Origin of the sequence: Campylobacter sp. RKI_CA19_01122, from assembly GCF_025771325.1 — a bacterium.
GTDB classification, from domain to species: Bacteria; Campylobacterota; Campylobacteria; order Campylobacterales; family Campylobacteraceae; genus Campylobacter_D; species Campylobacter_D lari_D.
The window spans coordinates 82,869-102,273 of record NZ_JAKMPZ010000003.1; the positions used below are offsets into that span (position 1 = coordinate 82,869).

19 protein-coding genes and 1 tRNA gene are annotated in these 19,405 nt (G+C 29.5%); 12 read left to right on the forward strand and 8 right to left on the reverse strand.

All coding sequences use genetic code 11. From position 1 onward, the window contains the following. The first annotated feature begins 117 nt into the window (after positions 1–117). The 3 genes from L8U37_RS02625 to L8U37_RS02635 are packed head-to-tail and all read left to right on the forward strand — an operon-like array spanning position 118 to position 3,022. On the forward strand, positions 118–828 hold the full coding sequence (locus L8U37_RS02625) for a plasminogen-binding N-terminal domain-containing protein (RefSeq protein ID WP_375154839.1): 711 nt from the start codon (positions 118–120) through the stop codon (positions 826–828). Then, positions 828–2,210: an FAD-linked oxidase C-terminal domain-containing protein gene (locus L8U37_RS02630; RefSeq protein WP_133319706.1), complete on the forward strand. Its 1,383-nt coding sequence runs from the start codon at positions 828–830 to the stop codon at positions 2,208–2,210. Before L8U37_RS02625 ends, L8U37_RS02630 begins: the two co-directional genes overlap by 1 nt. Next, the gene (locus L8U37_RS02635) at positions 2,210–3,022 is read left to right on the forward strand and encodes a YihY/virulence factor BrkB family protein (RefSeq protein ID WP_133319705.1); all 813 of its coding nucleotides are present in this window, start codon (positions 2,210–2,212) and stop codon (positions 3,020–3,022) included. Before L8U37_RS02630 ends, L8U37_RS02635 begins: the two co-directional genes overlap by 1 nt. Here L8U37_RS02635 and L8U37_RS02640 read toward each other — a convergent pair. From L8U37_RS02640 to L8U37_RS02655, 4 genes are read right to left on the reverse strand one after another with little or no spacing between them, the layout of a single operon-like run. Next, positions 2,969–4,228 (reverse strand): ComEC/Rec2 family competence protein, encoded by a 1,260-nt coding sequence (locus L8U37_RS02640; protein ID WP_263728520.1) that lies wholly within the window; start codon positions 4,226–4,228, stop codon positions 2,969–2,971. The two genes, L8U37_RS02635 and L8U37_RS02640, sit on opposite strands and share 54 nt — an antisense overlap. Next, complete coding sequence (locus L8U37_RS02645) at positions 4,225–4,788, reverse strand: DedA family protein (protein ID WP_263728521.1); 564 nt, start codon at positions 4,786–4,788, stop codon at positions 4,225–4,227. The genes L8U37_RS02640 and L8U37_RS02645 overlap by 4 nt, the downstream gene beginning before the upstream one ends. Positions 4,789–4,796: 8 nt before the next feature. Then, positions 4,797–6,350, reverse strand: a complete 1,554-nt coding sequence (gene rny, locus L8U37_RS02650; RefSeq protein ID WP_263728523.1) for a ribonuclease Y — start codon at positions 6,348–6,350, stop codon at positions 4,797–4,799. Beyond that, a complete protein-coding gene (locus L8U37_RS02655; RefSeq protein WP_263676465.1) occupies positions 6,274–6,903 on the reverse strand; it encodes a 5-formyltetrahydrofolate cyclo-ligase in 630 nt (209 codons plus the stop codon). The genes rny and L8U37_RS02655 overlap by 77 nt, the downstream gene beginning before the upstream one ends. A 66-nt stretch (positions 6,904–6,969) precedes the next feature. Here L8U37_RS02655 and L8U37_RS02660 point away from each other — a divergent pair, with 66 nt between their 5' ends. The 8 genes from L8U37_RS02660 (at position 6,970) to L8U37_RS02695 (ending at position 15,574) form a co-directional block, all read left to right on the forward strand. Beyond that, positions 6,970–7,515 carry a TlpA family protein disulfide reductase gene (locus L8U37_RS02660; RefSeq protein WP_263676467.1) on the forward strand — a complete coding sequence of 182 codons (546 nt, stop codon included), beginning with the start codon at positions 6,970–6,972 and terminating at the stop codon, positions 7,513–7,515. Beyond that, a complete protein-coding gene (gene ftsY, locus L8U37_RS02665) occupies positions 7,515–8,381 on the forward strand; it encodes a signal recognition particle-docking protein FtsY (RefSeq protein ID WP_263728524.1) in 867 nt (288 codons plus the stop codon). Before L8U37_RS02660 ends, ftsY begins: the two co-directional genes overlap by 1 nt. Positions 8,382–8,384: 3 nt before the next feature. Further along, positions 8,385–9,725 (forward strand): DNA repair protein RadA, encoded by a 1,341-nt coding sequence (radA, locus tag L8U37_RS02670; RefSeq protein WP_263728525.1) that lies wholly within the window; start codon positions 8,385–8,387, stop codon positions 9,723–9,725. Then, positions 9,716–11,224 (forward strand): phytoene desaturase family protein, encoded by a 1,509-nt coding sequence (locus L8U37_RS02675; protein ID WP_263728526.1) that lies wholly within the window; start codon positions 9,716–9,718, stop codon positions 11,222–11,224. Before radA ends, L8U37_RS02675 begins: the two co-directional genes overlap by 10 nt. Positions 11,225–11,286: 62 nt before the next feature. Then, positions 11,287–11,967: a F0F1 ATP synthase subunit A gene (locus L8U37_RS02680; protein ID WP_133319696.1), complete on the forward strand. Its 681-nt coding sequence runs from the start codon at positions 11,287–11,289 to the stop codon at positions 11,965–11,967. Positions 11,968–12,090: 123 nt separating this feature from the next. After that, entirely contained in the window at positions 12,091–13,509 is a 1,419-nt protein-coding gene (gatB, locus tag L8U37_RS02685) for an Asp-tRNA(Asn)/Glu-tRNA(Gln) amidotransferase subunit GatB (protein WP_263728528.1), read from the forward strand. A 2-nt stretch (positions 13,510–13,511) separates the two neighbouring features. Then, positions 13,512–14,414, forward strand: coding sequence for an NAD(P)H-dependent glycerol-3-phosphate dehydrogenase (locus L8U37_RS02690; RefSeq protein WP_263666412.1), 903 nt, complete (start codon positions 13,512–13,514; stop codon positions 14,412–14,414). Continuing rightward, positions 14,411–15,574, forward strand: coding sequence for a metal-dependent hydrolase (locus L8U37_RS02695; RefSeq protein WP_263728529.1), 1,164 nt, complete (start codon positions 14,411–14,413; stop codon positions 15,572–15,574). Before L8U37_RS02690 ends, L8U37_RS02695 begins: the two co-directional genes overlap by 4 nt. 11 nt (positions 15,575–15,585) lie before the next feature. Here L8U37_RS02695 and L8U37_RS02700 read toward each other — a convergent pair whose 3' ends face one another. From L8U37_RS02700 to L8U37_RS02715, 4 genes are all read right to left on the reverse strand, one after another. Continuing rightward, positions 15,586–16,881, reverse strand: coding sequence for a methyl-accepting chemotaxis protein (locus L8U37_RS02700; RefSeq protein WP_220566680.1), 1,296 nt, complete (start codon positions 16,879–16,881; stop codon positions 15,586–15,588). Positions 16,882–16,945: 64 nt separating this feature from the next. Next, a complete protein-coding gene (locus L8U37_RS02705; protein WP_263659757.1) occupies positions 16,946–17,380 on the reverse strand; it encodes a hypothetical protein in 435 nt (144 codons plus the stop codon). Between the two features lie 31 nt (positions 17,381–17,411). Continuing rightward, positions 17,412–17,497 (reverse strand) — tRNA-Leu (locus tag L8U37_RS02710). A 29-nt stretch (positions 17,498–17,526) separates the two neighbouring features. Next, positions 17,527–17,850, reverse strand: coding sequence for a F0F1 ATP synthase subunit C (locus tag L8U37_RS02715; protein ID WP_012661906.1), 324 nt, complete (start codon positions 17,848–17,850; stop codon positions 17,527–17,529). A 194-nt stretch (positions 17,851–18,044) separates the two neighbouring features. Between L8U37_RS02715 and L8U37_RS02720 the strand changes: the two genes are divergently transcribed. After that, positions 18,045–19,397 (forward strand): sodium-dependent transporter, encoded by a 1,353-nt coding sequence (locus L8U37_RS02720; protein ID WP_263661209.1) that lies wholly within the window; start codon positions 18,045–18,047, stop codon positions 19,395–19,397. Positions 19,398–19,405 lie beyond the last annotated feature (8 nt).

Sequence of the window (19,405 nt, forward strand, 5' to 3'; positions counted from 1 at the left end):
GCCTTCTAAAAATTTAAACATAAATTTGTATTTTACTTAATTTTTCTTACAATTTTGTAAGGAAAATACAATATAATTTAATTTTTACACTTTTTTAAGGAGTATCAGTTGTCAAGAATTATTTTAATACTTTGTTGTTTTTTAGCATTTTTGCAAGCTAAAAATTTTGATTTAATACAAACAAAACTTGAAAAAGTAGATGATATTTATGGTTATATAAAAGATGATCCTAGAATTTTATTGCACTCAAGTGGTATAGTTGTGCATGAAATTGATACACAAAAATCAATTATTGCAAGAGCTAGTGTGATAGGGCGTGAAAATGGCTTAGTTAAATTACAATTTAAAGTTTTTGATATGCTAGCTCAAGATGCTATGCCTTTACCAAATGTATTGCCACAAGTAGGCGATAAAATAGTTTTAAATTATTTATATGATAGAGCCTTGATTATAGCTCCTGATAAAAATGTGTATGATTTTATAGCTCAAAAATTAAATGGACTTTATTTTTTACATCCTGATTTATTTGGTGCTCATATGATACAAGAATACCGCCAAACTCCAAGAAGATCAGATTTTAGATCTTTTTGTTCAAAAAATGCTGTTGGGCTTTTAGTGGTAGCTTTAGAAAATAAAGCTGAGATAGTTGATTGTCAAGATTTTGGCAAGATAGAAGAATTTAACATACCTCAAGCTCAAAGTTTGCAAATTCCATTTTATTCAAGAATTACAGGTTATAAAAGCGATATTTTTAGCTTAAATGATGAAGCAATTGGAAATTATTATGTATATTATGAAAAATTAATTAGCTTAACTAGAGAAAAATAATGCAAGAAATCCATCAAAAATTTTTTCAAGATCTTTTAGGGGTTGAAAATGCTCATTTTGATCCTATCCACAAAAGAGCGTATAGTTATGATGCTACTAAAAAGCATTATTTACCTGATGGAGTGCTTTTTCCAAGAGATGAAAATGATATTAGTCAAATTTTAAAATATTGTAATGAAAATAAAATCATCGTTATTCCTAGGGGCTCAGGTAGTGGATTTACCGGTGGAAGCTTAGCTATTAATGGTGGAGTAGTGTTAAGCTTTGAAAAACATATGAATAAAATTTTAGAAATTGATCTTGAAAATTTAGTTGCAGTAGTGCAGCCTGGTGTGATAAATATGGCTTTACAAGAAAAAGCAAAAGAATATGGTTTATTTTATCCACCTGATCCTGCTAGTATGGAGTATTCTTCTTTAGGGGGGAATGTAAGCGAAAATGCAGGGGGTATGAGAGCTGCTAAGTATGGTATAACTAAAGATTATGTAATGGCTTTAAGAGCTGTTTTACCTAATGGAGAAATCATTAGAGCAGGTAAAAAAACTATAAAAGATGTAGCGGGTTATAATCTAGCTGGAATTTTAATAGCAAGTGAGGGATCTTTGGCTGTGCTTAGTGAGATTACTTTAAAACTAGTAGCTTTGCCAAAGTTTAAAAAGACAGCTATGGGGATTTTTAACAGCATTGATGAAGCAATGAATGCAGTTTATAAAACTTTAGCTAAAGGTGTGACTCCTGTATCTATGGAATTTTTAGATCAATTAAGCATACAAGCATTAGAACAAAAATTCCAAAAAGGCTTACCTATGGATGCGGGTGCGATTTTAATCGCTGATGTAGATGGCAATGTAGAAGAGGCTATTGAAGCAGATTTAAAAATTTTGCAAGAGAGTTTTTATGAATCTGGCGTAAGAGAGTTTAAAATAGCAAAAGATGAGCAAGAAGCAGCCAATATTTGGTTTGCTAGAAGAAACTGCTCTCAAAGTATAGCAATGTATGGAAATTTAAAGCTTAATGAAGATATTACAGTGCCGCGTTCAAAACTACCTGATCTTTTAAAAGGCATAGCTGAAATTTCTAAAAAATATGGTTTTAAAATCCCTTGTTTTGGTCATACTGGCGATGGTAATGTGCATACTAATGTAATGGTAAGTGATAAAAATAATCCTGAGTTGGTTAAAAAAGGTTACGAAGCTGTAGAAGAGGTGTTTAAGCTTACAGTTTCTTTAGGTGGAACCTTAAGTGGGGAGCATGGTATAGGCATTTCAAAAGCTCCTTTTATGAAGCTTGCTTTTAGTGAAGCTGAAATGGACTTGATGAGAAATATCAAAAAAGCATTTGATCCAAATAATATACTTAATCCTTTTAAAATGGGACTTTGATGAATTTTAAAAACTTCATAAAAATTCTTTTAAGCATAAGAGATAAAGAAATTTTAAATTATGCTGCAGCTTTGAGTTTTTATACTATTTTATCTTTAATACCGCTTTTATTTTTATGTTTTTGGGTTTTTACTCAAATTCCAAGTTTTGAAATGTATCAAGAAAGAATTAAAAATTTAATTTTTACTTTTTTAATCCCAACTCAACAAGAATTAATAACACAATATATTAACACTTTTTTAAAAAATAGTGTCAATCTTGGTTTAATTGGTCTTTTAGCTATGGCTTTGACTTCTTTAGCATTTTTTTCAGGTTATGATTATGTTATTAATAAGCTTTTAGAAGAAGACTCTAAAAGTCTTTGGCATAGTATAAGTTCTTATTGGACTTTGGCAACATTAACTCCACTTGGACTTGGAGTGAGTTTTTACATTTCAGGTTTTATACAAAAAACCTTAGATGATTTTAATATTGCTTTAAATTTTTTTGAGATTTTACCTTATGTGATTATATGGGCTTTGTTTTTTACATCTTATTCAAGTTCAGTGAGTAAAAAAGGTGATTTAAAAACTTTGCTTATTAGTTCTTTTGGTGCTTCTGTGATTTGGTATATTTCTAAGATGATTTTTGTATATTATGCTGTATATAATAAAACTTATTTAAATGTATATGGTTCTTTTTCTGTGATATTGTTTTTCTTTTTGTGGATTTATATTTCTTGGATTATTTATCTTTTGGGTTTAAGGGTTTATTTGATTTTAAATCAAGAAAATAAAGGGAATAAAACCAAGAGAAATTACAAAAAGAGCTAAATAACGATGAAAAATAGCCATGAAGGATAAAAATATATAAATAAGATAAATTTCTAATGGTATGTGTAACAATATATTATTTAATTTAAAATCAAATAATGCTAATAATATTTCATCTAATACATCTCCATAAGATAATAAATGCAGTAATAAACTTATAGGGTAAAATAAAGCAAATGATATGCTTAGAGGTATACCTAAAAATTGTTGGAAACTAATAAGTGGAAAAAAATATGATACAGGAATCATCATTGCTAAAAAAGTCCAAAAATTTATAAAAACAATATGAATATAATTTTTTGAAAAATTATCTTTAAAATGATGTAAATATAAATAAATATAAAATACTCCTAAACTTGAAAACAAAAAGCCAACGCTAAATAATAAATTTGGAAATAAGCTTATACATAAAATTACACTTAAGAATAAAAATTTAAAACTCAAAATTTTAATATTTTTGCTAAATAGATAAAAAGCAAAAATACTCATACATAAAGCTCTTATATAAGAAGGGCTAAAGTCTATTAAAAATATATACAAAATTAAAAGCAAGAAAGCAAAAATACTAATATCAAGTTTTAAACTTCTATAAGGAAAATATCGTTTGTGAAAAAAGGTATATAAAGGAGCAAAAATCAAAAAGCAAAAGCTAAATAACAAGCCCAAATGATATCCACTAATAGCAATTAAATGCGCGATATTGTAAAAATTTACATCATTTCTAAGCTCACTTGATACATTTTTTGCAAAAAATAAAGCCCCGTAAAATTCTTTGATTTTTTCATTTTGATGTTGATTTAAAAAATACTCCACTAAGATATTTTCTTTTTGAGTATTAGTTTTATGAAAATCATAACTTGGCGCAAAAAAATTTTTACTAAGATAATCTTTAAAGTTAATATTTTTAGTAATAATCCTAAGATTTATAATATCATTTTTACTTAAATTTAGATCTTTAAAACTAGTAGTGTAAAAAACAAAATCAGAATTTTTAATTTTAAAAACTTGGTATTTTTTACCTTTTTTATTAGTTTTTTGATAGCTAGATATAATGATATTATTTTTAAGCAATAAATGTTTTGTGAGTTTAAAATTTTGGTATTTTTTATACTCATAAATGAGATTTAGGCTAAAAATTGCTAAAAAACATAATAATAAAATTAAAAATTCTCTATAAGAATCTTCTATAGAGAATTTTAAATTCATTTTTTCTTAGAAAAGCGTGATAAGTATAACCATATAATAAAAATTAAAGTGATTATAAAGGCAGGTGCTATATAAGGATGATTTGAAAAAATTTCAAAAGCCTCCTTTAAGGTGTTTCCAAAAATAAATCCAGCATAACCAAGTATTATAGCCCAAATTAAACTAGCTAGGGTATTGATGATAAAAAATCTTACAAAGCTAAATTTGCAAAGGCCTGCTGCTATAGGAATGATAGTTTTTACCCCGTAAATAAATTTTTGCACTACTAAAAGTAAATCTCCATATTTTTTGATTTTTATCATAGCAAGCGCGATTTTTCTTCTATGATTTTTAAAATAAGGCATTATGTCTTTTTTATAATATTTTCCTAGAATAAATAATAGGATTGAACCTATGGTATTAGCCAAAAAGGCTAAAAATATACACAAATGCAAATCAAGTTTAGTTGAACTTGCACAAAGTACCCCGGCAGCAAGTATGGCCACCATTCCTCCACCAAAAGAATAAAAAAATAAAATCAAATAACCATAAGTGCTAAGATTATCAATCATTTCTTGCATGAAAAACCCTATCTTGCAAAATCAACAGCTCTAAGCTCTCTGATGACATTAACTTTTATTTCACCAGGGTATTGAACTTTTTCTTGAATTTCTTCAGCTATTTCTTTAGCTAAAAGCACAGATTCATCATCATTGACTAATTTTGCATTAACAATAACTCTAATTTCTCTACCAGCATTAATAGCATAAGCTTTTTTAACCCCTTCTTTACTTTTTGCTATATCTTCAAGTTCGCTAACTCGTTTCAAGAAGGCCTCAAGCACCTCACGCCTTGCTCCAGGGCGTGCAGCGCTTAGTGTATCTGCTGTACAAACTGCAGCTGATTCTATACTTGTAGCCTCTTCATGTCCATGGTGAGCATAAATTGCATTAATCACTATAGGATGTTCTTTGTATCTTTTGCAAAGTTCAGCTCCTAAATCCACATGAGAACCTTCAAATTCATGCGTTAAAGCCTTGCCTATATCGTGTAAAATTCCAGCTCTTCTTGCTAGTTTTTCATCGCCACCACACTCAGCTGCTATGATTCCAGCTAAATGCGCTACTTCTAAAGAGTGTGCTAAAGCATTTTGTCCATAACTTGCTCTATATCTTAATTTTCCTATTAATTTAACAATTTCAGGATGGATATTATTAAGTCCTAAATCCATTACTATAGTTTGACCTTCTTCTAAGATATTATCTTCAAATTCTTTGCAAACTTTTTCATGAATTTCTTCTATTTTTGCAGGTTGTATTCTACCGTCTTCAACTAAAAGTTCAATCACCTTTGTAGCAATGGCACGTCTATAAAGATTAAAACAACTTACTATAATTGCTCCAGGCGTATCATCTATGATAATATCAACACCCAAAACCATTTCTAATGTTTTAACATTTCTCCCTTCTTTGCCTATAATGCGTCCTTTTAACTCATCATTTTTGATATTTACTACATTGATCAACCTTTCAGCAGCGAATTCTCCTGCAAATCTTGAAGTAGCTTGTGCTAAGATAAAATTAGCCTTTCTTTTGGCTTCATTTCTAGCTTCTTCTTCGTATTTTCTAACAATATGAGCAATTTCAGCTCTTGAGGTTTCTTCTACTTTTTGCAAGACTATACTTTTTGCCTCTTCTTGTGTGAGACCAGCTGAATGTTCAAGAATTTTTAAAACATCATTTAACTTTGTTTCGTAGCTTTGTTTTAAATTTTCATTTTCTTCATGTAAAGCTTTTATAGTTTGCTGCTCTTTTGCTAATTTGTTTTTGTTTTCTTCATGAAGTTTTTCTTGATAATGAAGGTTTTGTTCTTTTTTGTTGAGTTCTTCTAGCTTAATAGAATGCTCTTTTTGCAGTTTTTGAATTTTTTCATCAAATTTTTTCTTTGTTGCAAATTCAGCTTCAGCAACTGAATTTTTAGCATCTTTAAGTGTTAGCTCAGCTTCATATTCAATAGCTTTTGCTTTTGCTTTTGCTTGCTCTAAAAAGATATTGAAATTTGCATCATTAATCTTTTTGGCGACTATATATCCAATCCCTCCGCCTATGAAAACGGCTATTAATGCGACTAATATTTCTATCATTGTTTTTAACTTTCCTAAAATATTTTTTATAAGGGTTTATATAAAAATTTCCTTTTATATCATGGTCTTGACTAAAAATTTGATGAGATTTTGCATCCATCATTTGTGTGAAAATAACTAAAGGTTTTCTATAAGAAATATTTTCAAAAAACCTATCGTAAAATCCTTGGCCATGACCAACTCTTCCTAATTTTGCATCTACTCCTATAACAGGGATGATTGCAACATCTATACGAGTTTGCAAAAAAGAATCTTTTGGTTCATATACCCCAAAACTCTTTTTATCAAGAGCTAACCTTAATTTTACTACCTTTAAACTTTTATCTTGCATAAATGGAACAAAAATTCGGTATTTTTTTGTTAAAAAATGTCTGAATTTATAAAGATTAATTTCATATTTTAAAGGAATATATATAAGGATATTTTTGTAATTTTTACAAGATTTTAAAATTTTATTTACTTCTTGAAAAACTAAAAAATCTCTTTTGTATTGAAATTTTAGTTTCGATTTCATTTTAAATTTCTGTTTTATTCTAAAGTCATTTTTTATCAAAGCTTTCCTTGGTTTTTTAACTTTTTATGTTATACTTTTAAGCTTAAAAAATCATAAGGATATGACTTGAAATTTAAAATTTTTTTAGCAATTTTTGCTATGATTTTTTTTACTTCATGCTCAAGTGATAAAGAAAATTCTAGTAATGAAAATACCGATAATGCAAGTTTAAGTCAAAGTGAAAATACTGATTTTACTTTGAAATTTTTAGATGGTAGAAAAATGTATGTGAAATACCATGAACAAGAATTTAATTTTGATGATACAGCAAAAGCTAAGTTGTTTGTATTTTTTACAAGTTGGTGTGAGCCATGTAAAGCTGAAATTCCACATTTAAATAATTTAAATAAAAAATATCAAGATAGATTTGAAGTCATAGCGCTTTTTTTAGAAGAAGATAAAAAACAAGAATTATTGGAGTTTATACAAAAAGAAAAGATGAATTTTCCTTCGGTTTTAGGAGAGAATAGTTTTATTTTTTCTAAAGTTTTAAATATCGGCTCTATTCCAACAATGGTGTTGTTTAATGCAAAAGGCGAAAAGATTAAAGAGTATTTAGGTTTAATTCCTGAAGAAATGTTAGATATAGATATACAAAAAGCGATAATGTAATGTTTGGATTTTTAAAGAATGGTTTAAAAAAGACTTTAGAAAGCATCCATTTAGTTAAGGCTTCAAATAAAATCATTACAAAAGATTTGCTTGAAGAGATGCTTTTAGAAGCTGATGTGGCGTATGAGATAGTTGAAGAGATTATTTACTATCTTCCTCCAAGTGATGAGGTTAAAAAGGCTGATTTAGAGCGTGTTATGGGGACTTATTTTATTTATGATAAGCCCGAACTTACTAATGCTAAGCCTTTTGTGGATTTGATTTTAGGTGTAAATGGGGTAGGTAAGACTACAAGCATTGCTAAAATGGCACATTTGCATAAAGAAAATGGTGAAAAAGTTATACTTGGAGCTTGTGATACTTTTAGAGCAGGAGCTATAGAGCAGTTAAAATTATGGGCACAAAAATTAAATATAGATATCATAGCTACTTCACAAGGACATGATCCTTCGGCAGTTGCTTATGATGCTATTTCTAAAGCTTTGGCAAAAAATTATGATAGGGTTATTTTAGATACAGCAGGACGCCTGCAAAATCAAAAAAATCTTGCAAATGAGCTTGAAAAAATTGTCCGCATAAGTGATAAAGCTATGCAAGGAGCTCCTCATAGAAAAATCCTTGTGCTTGACGGCACTCAAGGTGTAGCAGGAATTTTGCAAGCAAAAGCTTTTAATGATTTAGTAAAACTTGATGGAGTGATTATTACAAAACTTGATGGAACTGCCAAAGGTGGAGCTTTATTTAGCATAGCAAGAGAGCTTGAACTTCCTATTTTATATGTAGGAGTAGGGGAACAATTAGGACAAATTCATGAGTTTAACCCTAGTGAATATGTTAAAACTTTAGTTGAAGAGATTTTTGCTTAATTTATGGCTAAAAAACACATTTTATTTGAATGTCAAGCTTGTGGAAATCAACAAAGTAAATGGCTAGGCAAATGTCCTGAATGTGGTTCTTGGGATAGTTTTGTTGAGCTAAAGCAAGAACAAATTAAGGTTTTAAAAGAGTTAAATTCACTCTCAAACACCCCAAGTTCTGCAGTATGTATAAATGATGTTATAGCAGAAAATTTCACACGCATTAGCACTGATGATAATGAGCTTGATTTAGTTTTAGGTGGTGGGCTTGTTGTGGGTTCTTTGGTGTTAATTGGGGGTTCACCTGGGGTTGGAAAATCCACACTTTTATTAAAAATTGCTTCGAATTTGGCTAAAAGTGGTAAAAAAGTACTTTATGTAAGTGGCGAGGAGAGTAAATCTCAAATCAAACTGCGTGCAGATCGTTTAAATGCAAATTGTGAGAATTTATTTTTACTTACTGAGCTTTGCTTAGAAGATATTTTAAGCGAGCTTTCTAAAAAAGATTATGAAATTTTAATTATTGATTCTATTCAAACTTTATATTCTAATAAAATTACTTCAGCAGCAGGTAGTATCACTCAAGTTAGAGAAATTACTTTTGAGTTGATGCGCTATTCTAAAGCCAATAATATTAGCACTTTTATCATAGGACATATCACTAAAGATGGGGCTATAGCTGGACCTAGAATTTTAGAGCATATGGTAGATGTAGTGCTTTATTTTGAAGGCGATGCCAATAAAGAAATAAGAATTTTAAGAGGCTTTAAAAATCGTTTTGGAAATATTTCCGAAGTTGGTATTTTTGAAATGACTTCCAAAGGCTTGACTAGTGCTAAAGATATAGCTAATAGATTTTTTACGCGTGGTAAGGCAGTAAGTGGTAGCGCTTTGAGTGTAGTGATGGAAGGAAGCAGAGCTTTAGTGCTAGAAATTCAAGCCTTAGTTTGTGAGAGTGCTTATCCAAAACGTAGTGCAACAGGCTATGAAAAAAATCGTTTAGATATGCTCATAGCTTTACTAGAGAGAAAGCTTGAAATTCCCTTGGGGCATTATGATGTTTTTATTAATGTAAGTGGTGGGGTAAAAATTAGTGAAACTGCAGCAGATTTAGCGGTGGTTGCAGCAATTATTTCAAGTTTTAAAAACCGCCCTTTGAGTAAAGATAGTGTTTTTGTGGGTGAGCTTAGTTTAAATGGTGAAATCAAAGAAGTATTTTCACTTGATGTGCGTTTAAAAGAAGCTAAAATGCAAAAATTTAAAAATGCCATAGTACCTGTAAAACCTATGGAGGAACTTGGCTTAAAATGTTTTGTAGCTAAAGAATTGCGTGAGGTTTTAGAATGGATGTAAAATTTGATGTAATCGTTATAGGTTCGGGACTTGGAGGCTTAAGCGCAGGCGCTTTTTTAGCTAAAAATGGAAAAAGGGTTTTAGTTTTAGAACAGCATTCTTTAATTGGTGGTTGTGCTACTTGTTTTAAAAGAAAAGGCGCTTTGATTGATGCGGGACTTCATGAGATGGACCTAGGTGAAGCAAAAACTGATATGAAGCATTTGGTTTTTGATAAGCTTGGCATAAAGGATAAAATTGAAATTTTACCTTTACCAAGTGCATGGAGTATTAAAAGTAAAAATTATAATCTAACTTTACCTCATGGTATAGAAAAAGTAAAAGAAGTTTTGAAAAAAGAATTTCCGCAAGAGTGCAAAGGTATAGATAAATATTTTAAAGCTATAAAAACGCAAGCTTATGCTATTCGAAGATTTCCTTGGGATTTAAAATTAAGTGAGTTATTGTTGTTTCCTTTTGACACTGCTTGGATATTTATTAAAAATAGATTGTTTAATAAAAAAGTTTATGATGTTTTAAATGCTTATATTAAAAATGATAAGCTAAAAAAGATTTTAAATGCAAATATGAGTTATTATCATCATGATAGTAAAGAATTTATTTTCAGTTTTCATGGCATTGCTCAAAAGCATTATTATGATGGTGGGGTGTATATTAAAGGTGGCTCGCAAGCTTTAAGTGATGCTTTGGCTGAGGTTATCAAAGAAAATCAAGGGCAGGTTTTAGCTAAGGCTGAAGTTGTTAAAATACTCACAAAAGAACAAAAAGCTTATGGAGTAGAATACATTCAAAATAATCAAAAACATACCATCCATGCGCAAAATATCATCGCAAATTGCGATCCTTTAATCGTATATAAAGACTTGCTTAAAGAGTTAAATTTAACCCAAGAAATCAAAGCAATAGAATCTAAAAAGCGTGCTTGTTCTTTAGTGAGCGCTTATTTTATTTATGATAAAGATATTTCTAAAATTTATGAAAATATGGATTATTGTAATTTTATATTTGAAGATGATTTTTTAAATAGTTCATATGAAAACACTAATATTTTAAAACTAGATATTAAACAAAGGCCTATGGCTTTTGTGAATTATTCTAAGGTTGATAGTGGCTTGGCTAGCGATAAATACATAGGTGTTGTAGCTTTTAGTTCAAATTATCAAGAGTGGGATTTAAATAAGCAAGATTATAAAGTTAAAAAAGAAGAAGTATTAAAAGCCATAGTGCAAAGGCTTGATGAGATTTTTCCAAATTTAAGTTCACACTTAATCCATCAAGAATTAGCCACGCCAAAAACTATACAAAGATATACTAAAGCTTATGAGGGTACAATTTATGGATTTTCTCAAGATCAAGAAGGGGTTAAATATAGATTGCATTATAAAAGTAAAAGTATAGAAAATTTATATTTTGCTAATGCTTTTATATTTCCTGGAGGTGGTTTTACAGGTGCGATTTTGGGTGGATATTTTTGTGCTAATAAAATGAATTTTCATTAAAATATAAGCAATTTTTTTTTATAATATTAGCTTTGAAATATTTATTCTGCTAAGGATTTTTAATGAAAGATTTATTTTTATTTAGTTCTTTTATAGATTCTAGCCACACTTTTGCATACTTTTTTCATTTGGGTATAGTGGTTGTGATTTCTTTGATTTTAGCAAAACTTGCTACAAGATCTATGCAAATTGTCCCAAGAGGTAGTCAGAATTTGGCTGAAGCTTATATGGAAGGCATTTTAAGCATGGGTAGGGATACTATGGGTAGCGATGAAGCTGCTAGAAAATATTTACCTTTAGTTGCAACTATAGGTTTTATGGTGTTTTTTAGTAATATCATAGGAATCATCCCTGGTTTTGAAGCTCCAACAGCAAGTTTAAATTTTAGTGCTTCTTTGGCTATTATAGTATTTGTGTATTATCATTTTGAAGGTATTAGAACTCAAGGATTTTTTAAGTATTTTGCACATTTCATGGGACCTGTGAAAATTCTAGCACCTTTGATGTTTCCTATAGAAGTGGTTTCTCATTTTTCAAGAGTTATTTCTTTATCTTTCCGTTTATTTGGTAATATCAAGGGAGATGATTTATTCTTAGCAGTTATTTTAGCTCTTGTGCCTTGGGTTGCGCCATTGCCTGCTTATATGCTTTTAACTTTTATGGCATTTTTACAATCTTTTATTTTTATGATTTTAACTTATGTTTATTTAGCAGGTGCAACTGTAGTTGATGAGCATCATTAATTTTTAAAAAGCAAAAAATATTTTTTGCTTTTTTCTTTTTTAATCTTCTTCTTTTATTCTTTTTTAAACTCTTTTTGAAATAAAAAACGCTAGAATAAACAAAAAATTCTAAGGAAAATTTTAATGTTTGAAGTTGTTATAGGACTTGAAGTTCATGCACAATTAAATACAAAAACAAAAATCTTTTGCTCATGTGCGACTTCTTTTGGAGAAAAATCAAATACTAATGTATGCCCAACATGTTTAGCTTTACCAGGTGCTTTACCTGTATTAAATCAAGAAGCGGTAAAAAAATCTATAGCATTTGGAAAAGCAGTTAATGCAACTATAAATAAAAAAAGTATTTTTAATAGAAAAAATTATTTTTATCCTGATTTACCAAAAGCTTATCAAATTTCGCAATTTGATATTCCTATAGTAGAAAATGGTGAGTTATTTATCAATGTAAATGGAGAAAATAAACGCATAGGTATCACTAGGGCTCATTTAGAAGAAGATGCAGGAAAAAATATACATGAGAGTAATTTTTCAAAAGTAGATTTAAATAGAGCAGGCACGCCTTTGCTTGAAATTGTCAGTGAACCTGAACTTAGAAGTTCCGATGAAGCAGTGGCTTATTTGAAAAAATTACATTCTATTATAAGATTTTTAGACATTTCAGATGCAAATATGCAAGAAGGTAGTTTTAGATGTGATGCTAATGTTAGTATTCGTCCTAAAGGTGATGATAAGCTTTATACTAGAGTGGAGATTAAAAATTTAAATTCATTCCGTTTTATTCAAAAGGCGATTGAGTATGAAGTAAAACGCCAAAGTGAAGCTTGGGAAGATGGAAAATACGATCAAGAAGTTGTGCAAGAAACAAGATTATTTGATACGGTTAATTTAGTTACTAGAAGTATGAGAGGTAAGGAAGATTCTGCTGAATATAGATATTTCCCTGATCCTGATCTTTTACCTGTAATTTTAGATGATGAAATGCTAAATCAAGATATACCTGAACTTCCTGATGAGAAAAAAGCTAGATTTGTGAGTGAATTGGGCATTAAAGAAAGTGATAGTGAAGTGATTGTTTCTTCATTAGAGCTTTGTAGATATTTTGAGTATCTAATTAATCAAAAATTAAATCCAAAACTTTGTTTTACTTGGCTTACGACAGAGTTAATGGGGCTTCTAAAAGGCGAATTGACTATAGAAAACTCACCTATAAAACAAGAAAAATTAGCTGTTTTGATCAAACGTATAGAAGAAGGTGTTATTAGCGCTAAAGCAGGTAAGGATATTTTAGCTTATGTATTTGAAAATACAGAAGTTGAAATTGATGATGCTATTGAAAAACTTGGTTTAAAACAAGTAAGTGATGATGGTGCTATTGAAAAGATTATTGATGAAATTTTAGCAAATAATGAAGATAAAGTAGTTGAATATAAAAGTGGTAAAGATAAACTTTTTGGTTTCTTTGTCGGTCAGGCAATGAAAGCAGGTAAGGGTGCATTTAATCCTGCTAAGGTAAATGAAATTTTAAAAGCAAAACTTGGTTAAATATGAAAATAGCAGTTGTTGGTGCAGGAAAATGGGGAAGTGCTTTATATGATGCATTGAGCGTTAAAAATGAATGCGTAATAACTTCTTTTCACGAAAAAGATCTTTCTTATTTTGTTAGTACCAAAGAAGCTTTAGAATACGAATATTTAGTTTTTGCTTTATATGCTCAAGGAATGCATGAATGGCTTGCAAATAATTTTAAAGATTTAAATCAAAAAATTCTTGTAGCTTCTAAGGGTATTGATTATAAAAGTTTAAAATTTATGGATGAGGTTTTTAGTGAGTTCATAAGTAGTGATAGACTTTGTTTTTTAAGTGGTCCTTCTTTTGCAAGTGAAGTTTTAGAAAAAAAACCTTGTGCTTTGGTTGTTAGTGGTAAAAATCAAGAGCTTTGTAATCAATTTGCAAGTTTTTTTCCAAATTATATTAAAACCTATACAAGTTCTGATGTTAAAGGCGCTGAAATTTGTGGTGCATATAAGAATGTTTTAGCAATTGCAAGCGGAGTTTGCGATGGTTTAAATTTAGGCAATAATGCAAGAGCTTCTTTAGTTTCAAGAGGCTTGGTGGAAATGCACCGCTTTGGACAATTTTTTAATGCTAAAGAAGAAACATTTTTAGGGCTTAGTGGAGCTGGAGATTTATTTTTAACAGCTTCAAGTAACTTATCAAGAAATTATAGAGTAGGTTTGAATTTGGCTAGTGACAAAAATATAAAAGATATTTTAATGGAACTTGGAGAGGTAGCTGAAGGAGTGCAAACTGCTTATGCTATACATTCTTTATCGAAACAATTTCAAATTTATACCCCGATTGTTAACGAAGTAGTCTTAATGCTAGAGGGTAAGAATGCTTGGGAATCTTTGAAAGATTTGATGTCATCAAAGGAGGAAATATCATGATCATCAAAAATGCAAAAATTTATGGCGAGCAAAAGCTTGATCTTAAAATAGAAGATGGAAAAATTACTCAAATTGCTAATGATTTAAATGATGATGAGTATATTGTTGATATAGAAGGTAAAACTTTACTTCCTTCGTTTATTGATTTAAATGTTAGTTTGCTTGATAATGAATTTAGTATAGATAAATTATATGATCTTGAAAAAGCATGCTTAAAAGGTGGGGTAGGGACTATTGTTTTAAAAGATAGTTTAGAAGCTAACACTCAAGGCTATGCGCTTTATTTTGATAAATTAAAATCTTTAGATATTAATGTTTTACCTACTATTAATGTATTAGATAAAACAGAAAAATTAAAAAATATTGCTACCTTAATTGATATGGGTGCAAAAGGCTTAGAGCTTTCAAGTGCTTTGGGTGCAAATTATTTAAGACAATGTATGCAATATGCCAATATGAAATCAACCCCTGTATTTTTAAAGTGTTTTGATGAGAGTTTTGATGATCATGGAGTGATGAACGATGGACAAATAAGTTTTGAATTAGGACTTATAGGAATTAGTAATATAGCTGAAACTAGTGAAGTGGCAAAAATGAAAGAACTAGTGAAATTTTATAAAAACAAAGCTTGTTTTAGCTCTTTAGCAATTGCAAGATCATTTGAATTATTGCATGATCAATATAGTGAAATTTCAATCCATCATTTAATCAAAGATGAAAGTACTTGTGAAAATTTTAACACTCAAGCAAAAATTTTACCTCCATTAAGAACAAAAGATGAAGTAACAAATCTTAAAAAGTTGCTTCAAGATAAGAAAATTACTTTCTTAAGTTCTTTGCATACTCCTAACACTAAAAAAGATTTGGCTTTTGATGAAGCAGGTTTTGGAGTTAATGCCATAGCTATATATATGAGTTTATGTTTTACATATTTAGTAAAAGAAGGTATCTTAACTTGGAAAGAATTATGTGATTTTACAAGCTATAATCAAGCGCAATTTTTAGGATTAAATAAAGGTAAAATAGAACTTGGTTTTGATGCTGATTTAGTTGTATTTGATGAAAAACTTTCTTTTAATGGAGAAGGTTTATATGCAAATGATATCTTGCAAGGTAAGGTAGAAAAAAGTTTTATAGCAGGAAAAGTTTTTAGCCTTTAAGCTAAAAACTTTTATTTATCTTGCATAGCTTGAGCTACTTGAGCTGAACTATTTCTAATTTTTTCCATACATTCTCTAGCTTCTTTGGCTAAATCCACGCTTTGATTTACGCCACTTAAGCCATCTTTAATGCTTTGTACAACTTCAGCTGTTACATTTCTGATAGAATTAATGGTAGTAGTGATTTCATTTACTGAATGTCCAGTTCTTTCAGCTAGATTTCTAACTTCATCAGCAACAACAGCAAAACCTCTACCATGCTCACCTGCACGCGCTGCCTCAATAGCTGCATTTAGAGCTAAAAGATTGGTTTGATCAGCTATATCGCTAATGGTTTGAATAATATTTTTAATTTCTTCTGATTGCTCATTTAATGATGATACGAGATTACTACTATTGTTCATCATATCAGCAATGCCTTGAATATTTTGAACCGTATTTTCTATAACACTATCGCCCTCTTGAGTGAGATTGTCATTTTGTTCAGCTAATTCACTAATGAGCTTTAATTTTTCCTCATCTCTTACAACTTGTTCGGTAATATCTGTTGCAAATTTAATAACTTTGTAAATTTCTCCATCATCATTTTTGATAGGATTATAACTTGCTTCTAAATGGATTAGTTTGTTGTTTTTACCAAAGCGTATGAATTTTCCTGATTGAAATTTACCACTTCTTAGCTCTTCCCAAAAAATTGTATATTCTTTGGAATTTCTAAATTTTTCCTCGCAGAACATACTATGGTGTTTTCCTTTGATTTCACTTAGTGAATAACCCATGGTTTGAGTGAAGTTTTCATTAGCATTTAAAATCTCTCCATAAGGATTAAATTCAATAATAGCCATAGAACGATTAGCGGCATCTATGGTGTTTTTTAGATCAAGCATTTCATAGTTTCTTTGAGTAATGTCATTTGCAAATTTAATAACCTTATACACTTCATTGTTTTGGTTTAAAATAGGAAGATAATTGGCTTCAAGATAAATATCTTTCCCGCCTTTTGCAATGCGTCTAAAAAGTCCATTTCTTGATATACCACTTTTCAAATCTCTCCAAAAATCAACATAGCGTTGTGACTTTACAACCTCTGGTAAACAAAACATACTATGATGTTTACCTTTGATTTCATTTAAAGAATAATTCATAGTTTTTAGAAAATTTTCATTAGCATTAATAATAGTTCCATCTGTTTGAAATTCTATCATGGCCATAGTTTTGCTAATAGCATTAAGTATATCTTGAAAAGCTTGATTAGATTGCTCTAATTGAGTAATTTGTTCATTAATTTTTTTCTTGTTGATAAACATAAAACCCCTTTATAAAATAATTCGGAATTATATAGTGCTTTTTAAAATAAATAATTTGTTTATATTAGCTTTTTGTTAAATTATAAAATTTTTCTTGGAGAGAATTTCTTATTTCATCGTTAATTTTCTCATTGTCATTTAGATATTGTTTGTTAAGTTCTTCAAGCTCTTTTAAAAATCCAAAAAGTGTTTCTTCCCACAAAGCATTATTTCTTTTACTTAAATTCATTGTTTGGATATGATTAAGTTTTCTACTCATATTGCTTAAATTCTCTAAAAATTCATCTTTATAATTTTCATCTTGGAGTGTAAAGGTATTTTGTAAAAGATTATTTTTTATATTTCTTATCTCTTCATTAATCAGATCACAAAATTCAGGATAAATATCATTTTTAATAGGTTCAAGTAAGGCTTGTTCATCTAGTTTTAGAGTATATTTTTTTATGGCAAAAAAAAGAATTAAAAAAGCTATTGCACTGACTAAAATATAGAAAGTCATTTTGTTTTGATAATCCTTAAAAAAATAAAAATGGTGCGGTTAGCGAGATTTGAACTCGCACACGCTGAGCGCACCACCCCCTCAAGATGGCGTGTCTACCAATTCCACCATAACCGCATAAGCCCCACAAGAGGGCTTTGAAAATTTTAAGCTGCTACTAATGCTTGGAATGGATTAGCATAAAGAGCGATAAGAGCAATAACAAGCGCATAAATAACTTGAGCTTCAATCATCGCTAAAGCAATAAACATAGTAGTCATTAATTTACCACCAAGACCAGGGTTTCTAGCAGTACCCGCTATAGTTGCTGCTGCAGTATTACCCATACCGATAGCTCCACCTAAAGCTGCAACACCAAGTCCTAAACCTGCTGCTAAGATAGAAAAAGAAGCTAACCATTGATTCATAGAGCCTTCAGCTGCAAATGCAAAACCGCTTAAAGCTAGCATTAAAAATACGATTTTTTTCATAGTTTTTCCTTGTAAAAATTTAAATCCTTTCGGCTTGCGTATCCCTACTCGTGATTTATAAAAGCGAAATTATATACAAATATAACTTTAAAATTATTGAAATTTAAATTAATATTATATATTTTAAAATAAATTAAAGTTTTTTTTAGCTACATTAAAAATTTTTATAGTTTTATAAATTTAAGGTTATCTTTATGAATGAAAAATTTTCTAAAATAGGCTTTGTATTAGCGGTAGCAGGTTCAGCTGTTGGACTTGGAAATGCTTGGAAATTTCCAACTTTGGTAGGACAAAATGGAGGCTCAGCCTTTGTACTTTTATATTTGCTTTTGACTTTGGGAGTAGGGTTTGTGATATTTTTGGCTGAACTTAGCATAGGAAAACTTAGTGAAAAAGATCCTGTAAATGCCTATTATACTTTAGCTCCAAAACATAAAAGAGCTTGGTCTATAGTTGGTTTTTCTTTAATAGGTGCTATTTTGATTGTTTCTTTTTATAGCGTGATAATAGGATGGATTGTTAAATATGCTTATTTTGGGTTTTTTCCTTTACCAAAAAGCATAGAAGAAAGTGGTGCTATTTTTGGAAATTTACTTTCTAATGATGTTTTATCTCAGTTTATATGTTTTACTTTTGTGTTTATAGTAATTTTTTATGTAGTATCAAAAGGTGTTAAAAGTGGTATAGAAAAACTCAATGTTTGGATGATGCCAAGCTTATTTACATTGCTTATTTTAATGCTTGGATATTCTTTTAGTATGGATGGTTTTTCTAAAGCAAGTGAGTTTTTGTTTTCTCCAGACTTTTCTAAGCTTAGTGTAGGAGCATTTTTAAGTGCATTAGGGCTTGCTTGTTTTTCTTTATCTATTGGAGTGGGTTCAATTATAACTTATTCTGCAAGTTTATCTGATAAAACAAATTTTATTACAAGCACTATTAACATTATCATTATTAATATTATTATTGGTATTATGATGGGACTTATTGTATTTACTTTCATATTTGAATTTAATGGAGATCCAGCTCAACAAGGTCCAGGTTTGATTTTTGTATCTTTGATGAGTTTGTTTTCAAATATTGACCCAATTGGCTTTTTACCTTTGGGAAATATTTTAGCTGTGGCTTTTTTTATAGCTTTGTTTTTTGCAGGGATTACTTCAGCAGTTTCCATGATAGAACCTTTAACCTTTTATTTAATCAATTCTTATAATTTTACAAGAAAAAAAGCTTTGATTTTTATAGCTTTCATTGTGTATTTTTTGGGAAGTTTGTGTATTTTATCAGGAATTGAGTGGAGTAAAGATTCTTTAGAATTTTTTGGAAAAAGTTTTTTTGATATATTAGATTTTATTGCTTCAAATTTAATGATGCCTTTAGGTGGATTATTTGGTGCAATCTTTGTAGGTTTTGTGCTTAAAAAAGAAGCTTTACAAACTTTATTTTATCCTTATATGAGGGGTAAATACTTTGAGTGTTGGTATTTTTTTGTAAGATATATCTCGCCTTTAGCTGTGATTTTAATCATGGCAAAACAATTATTTTTTTAAGGTTAAAA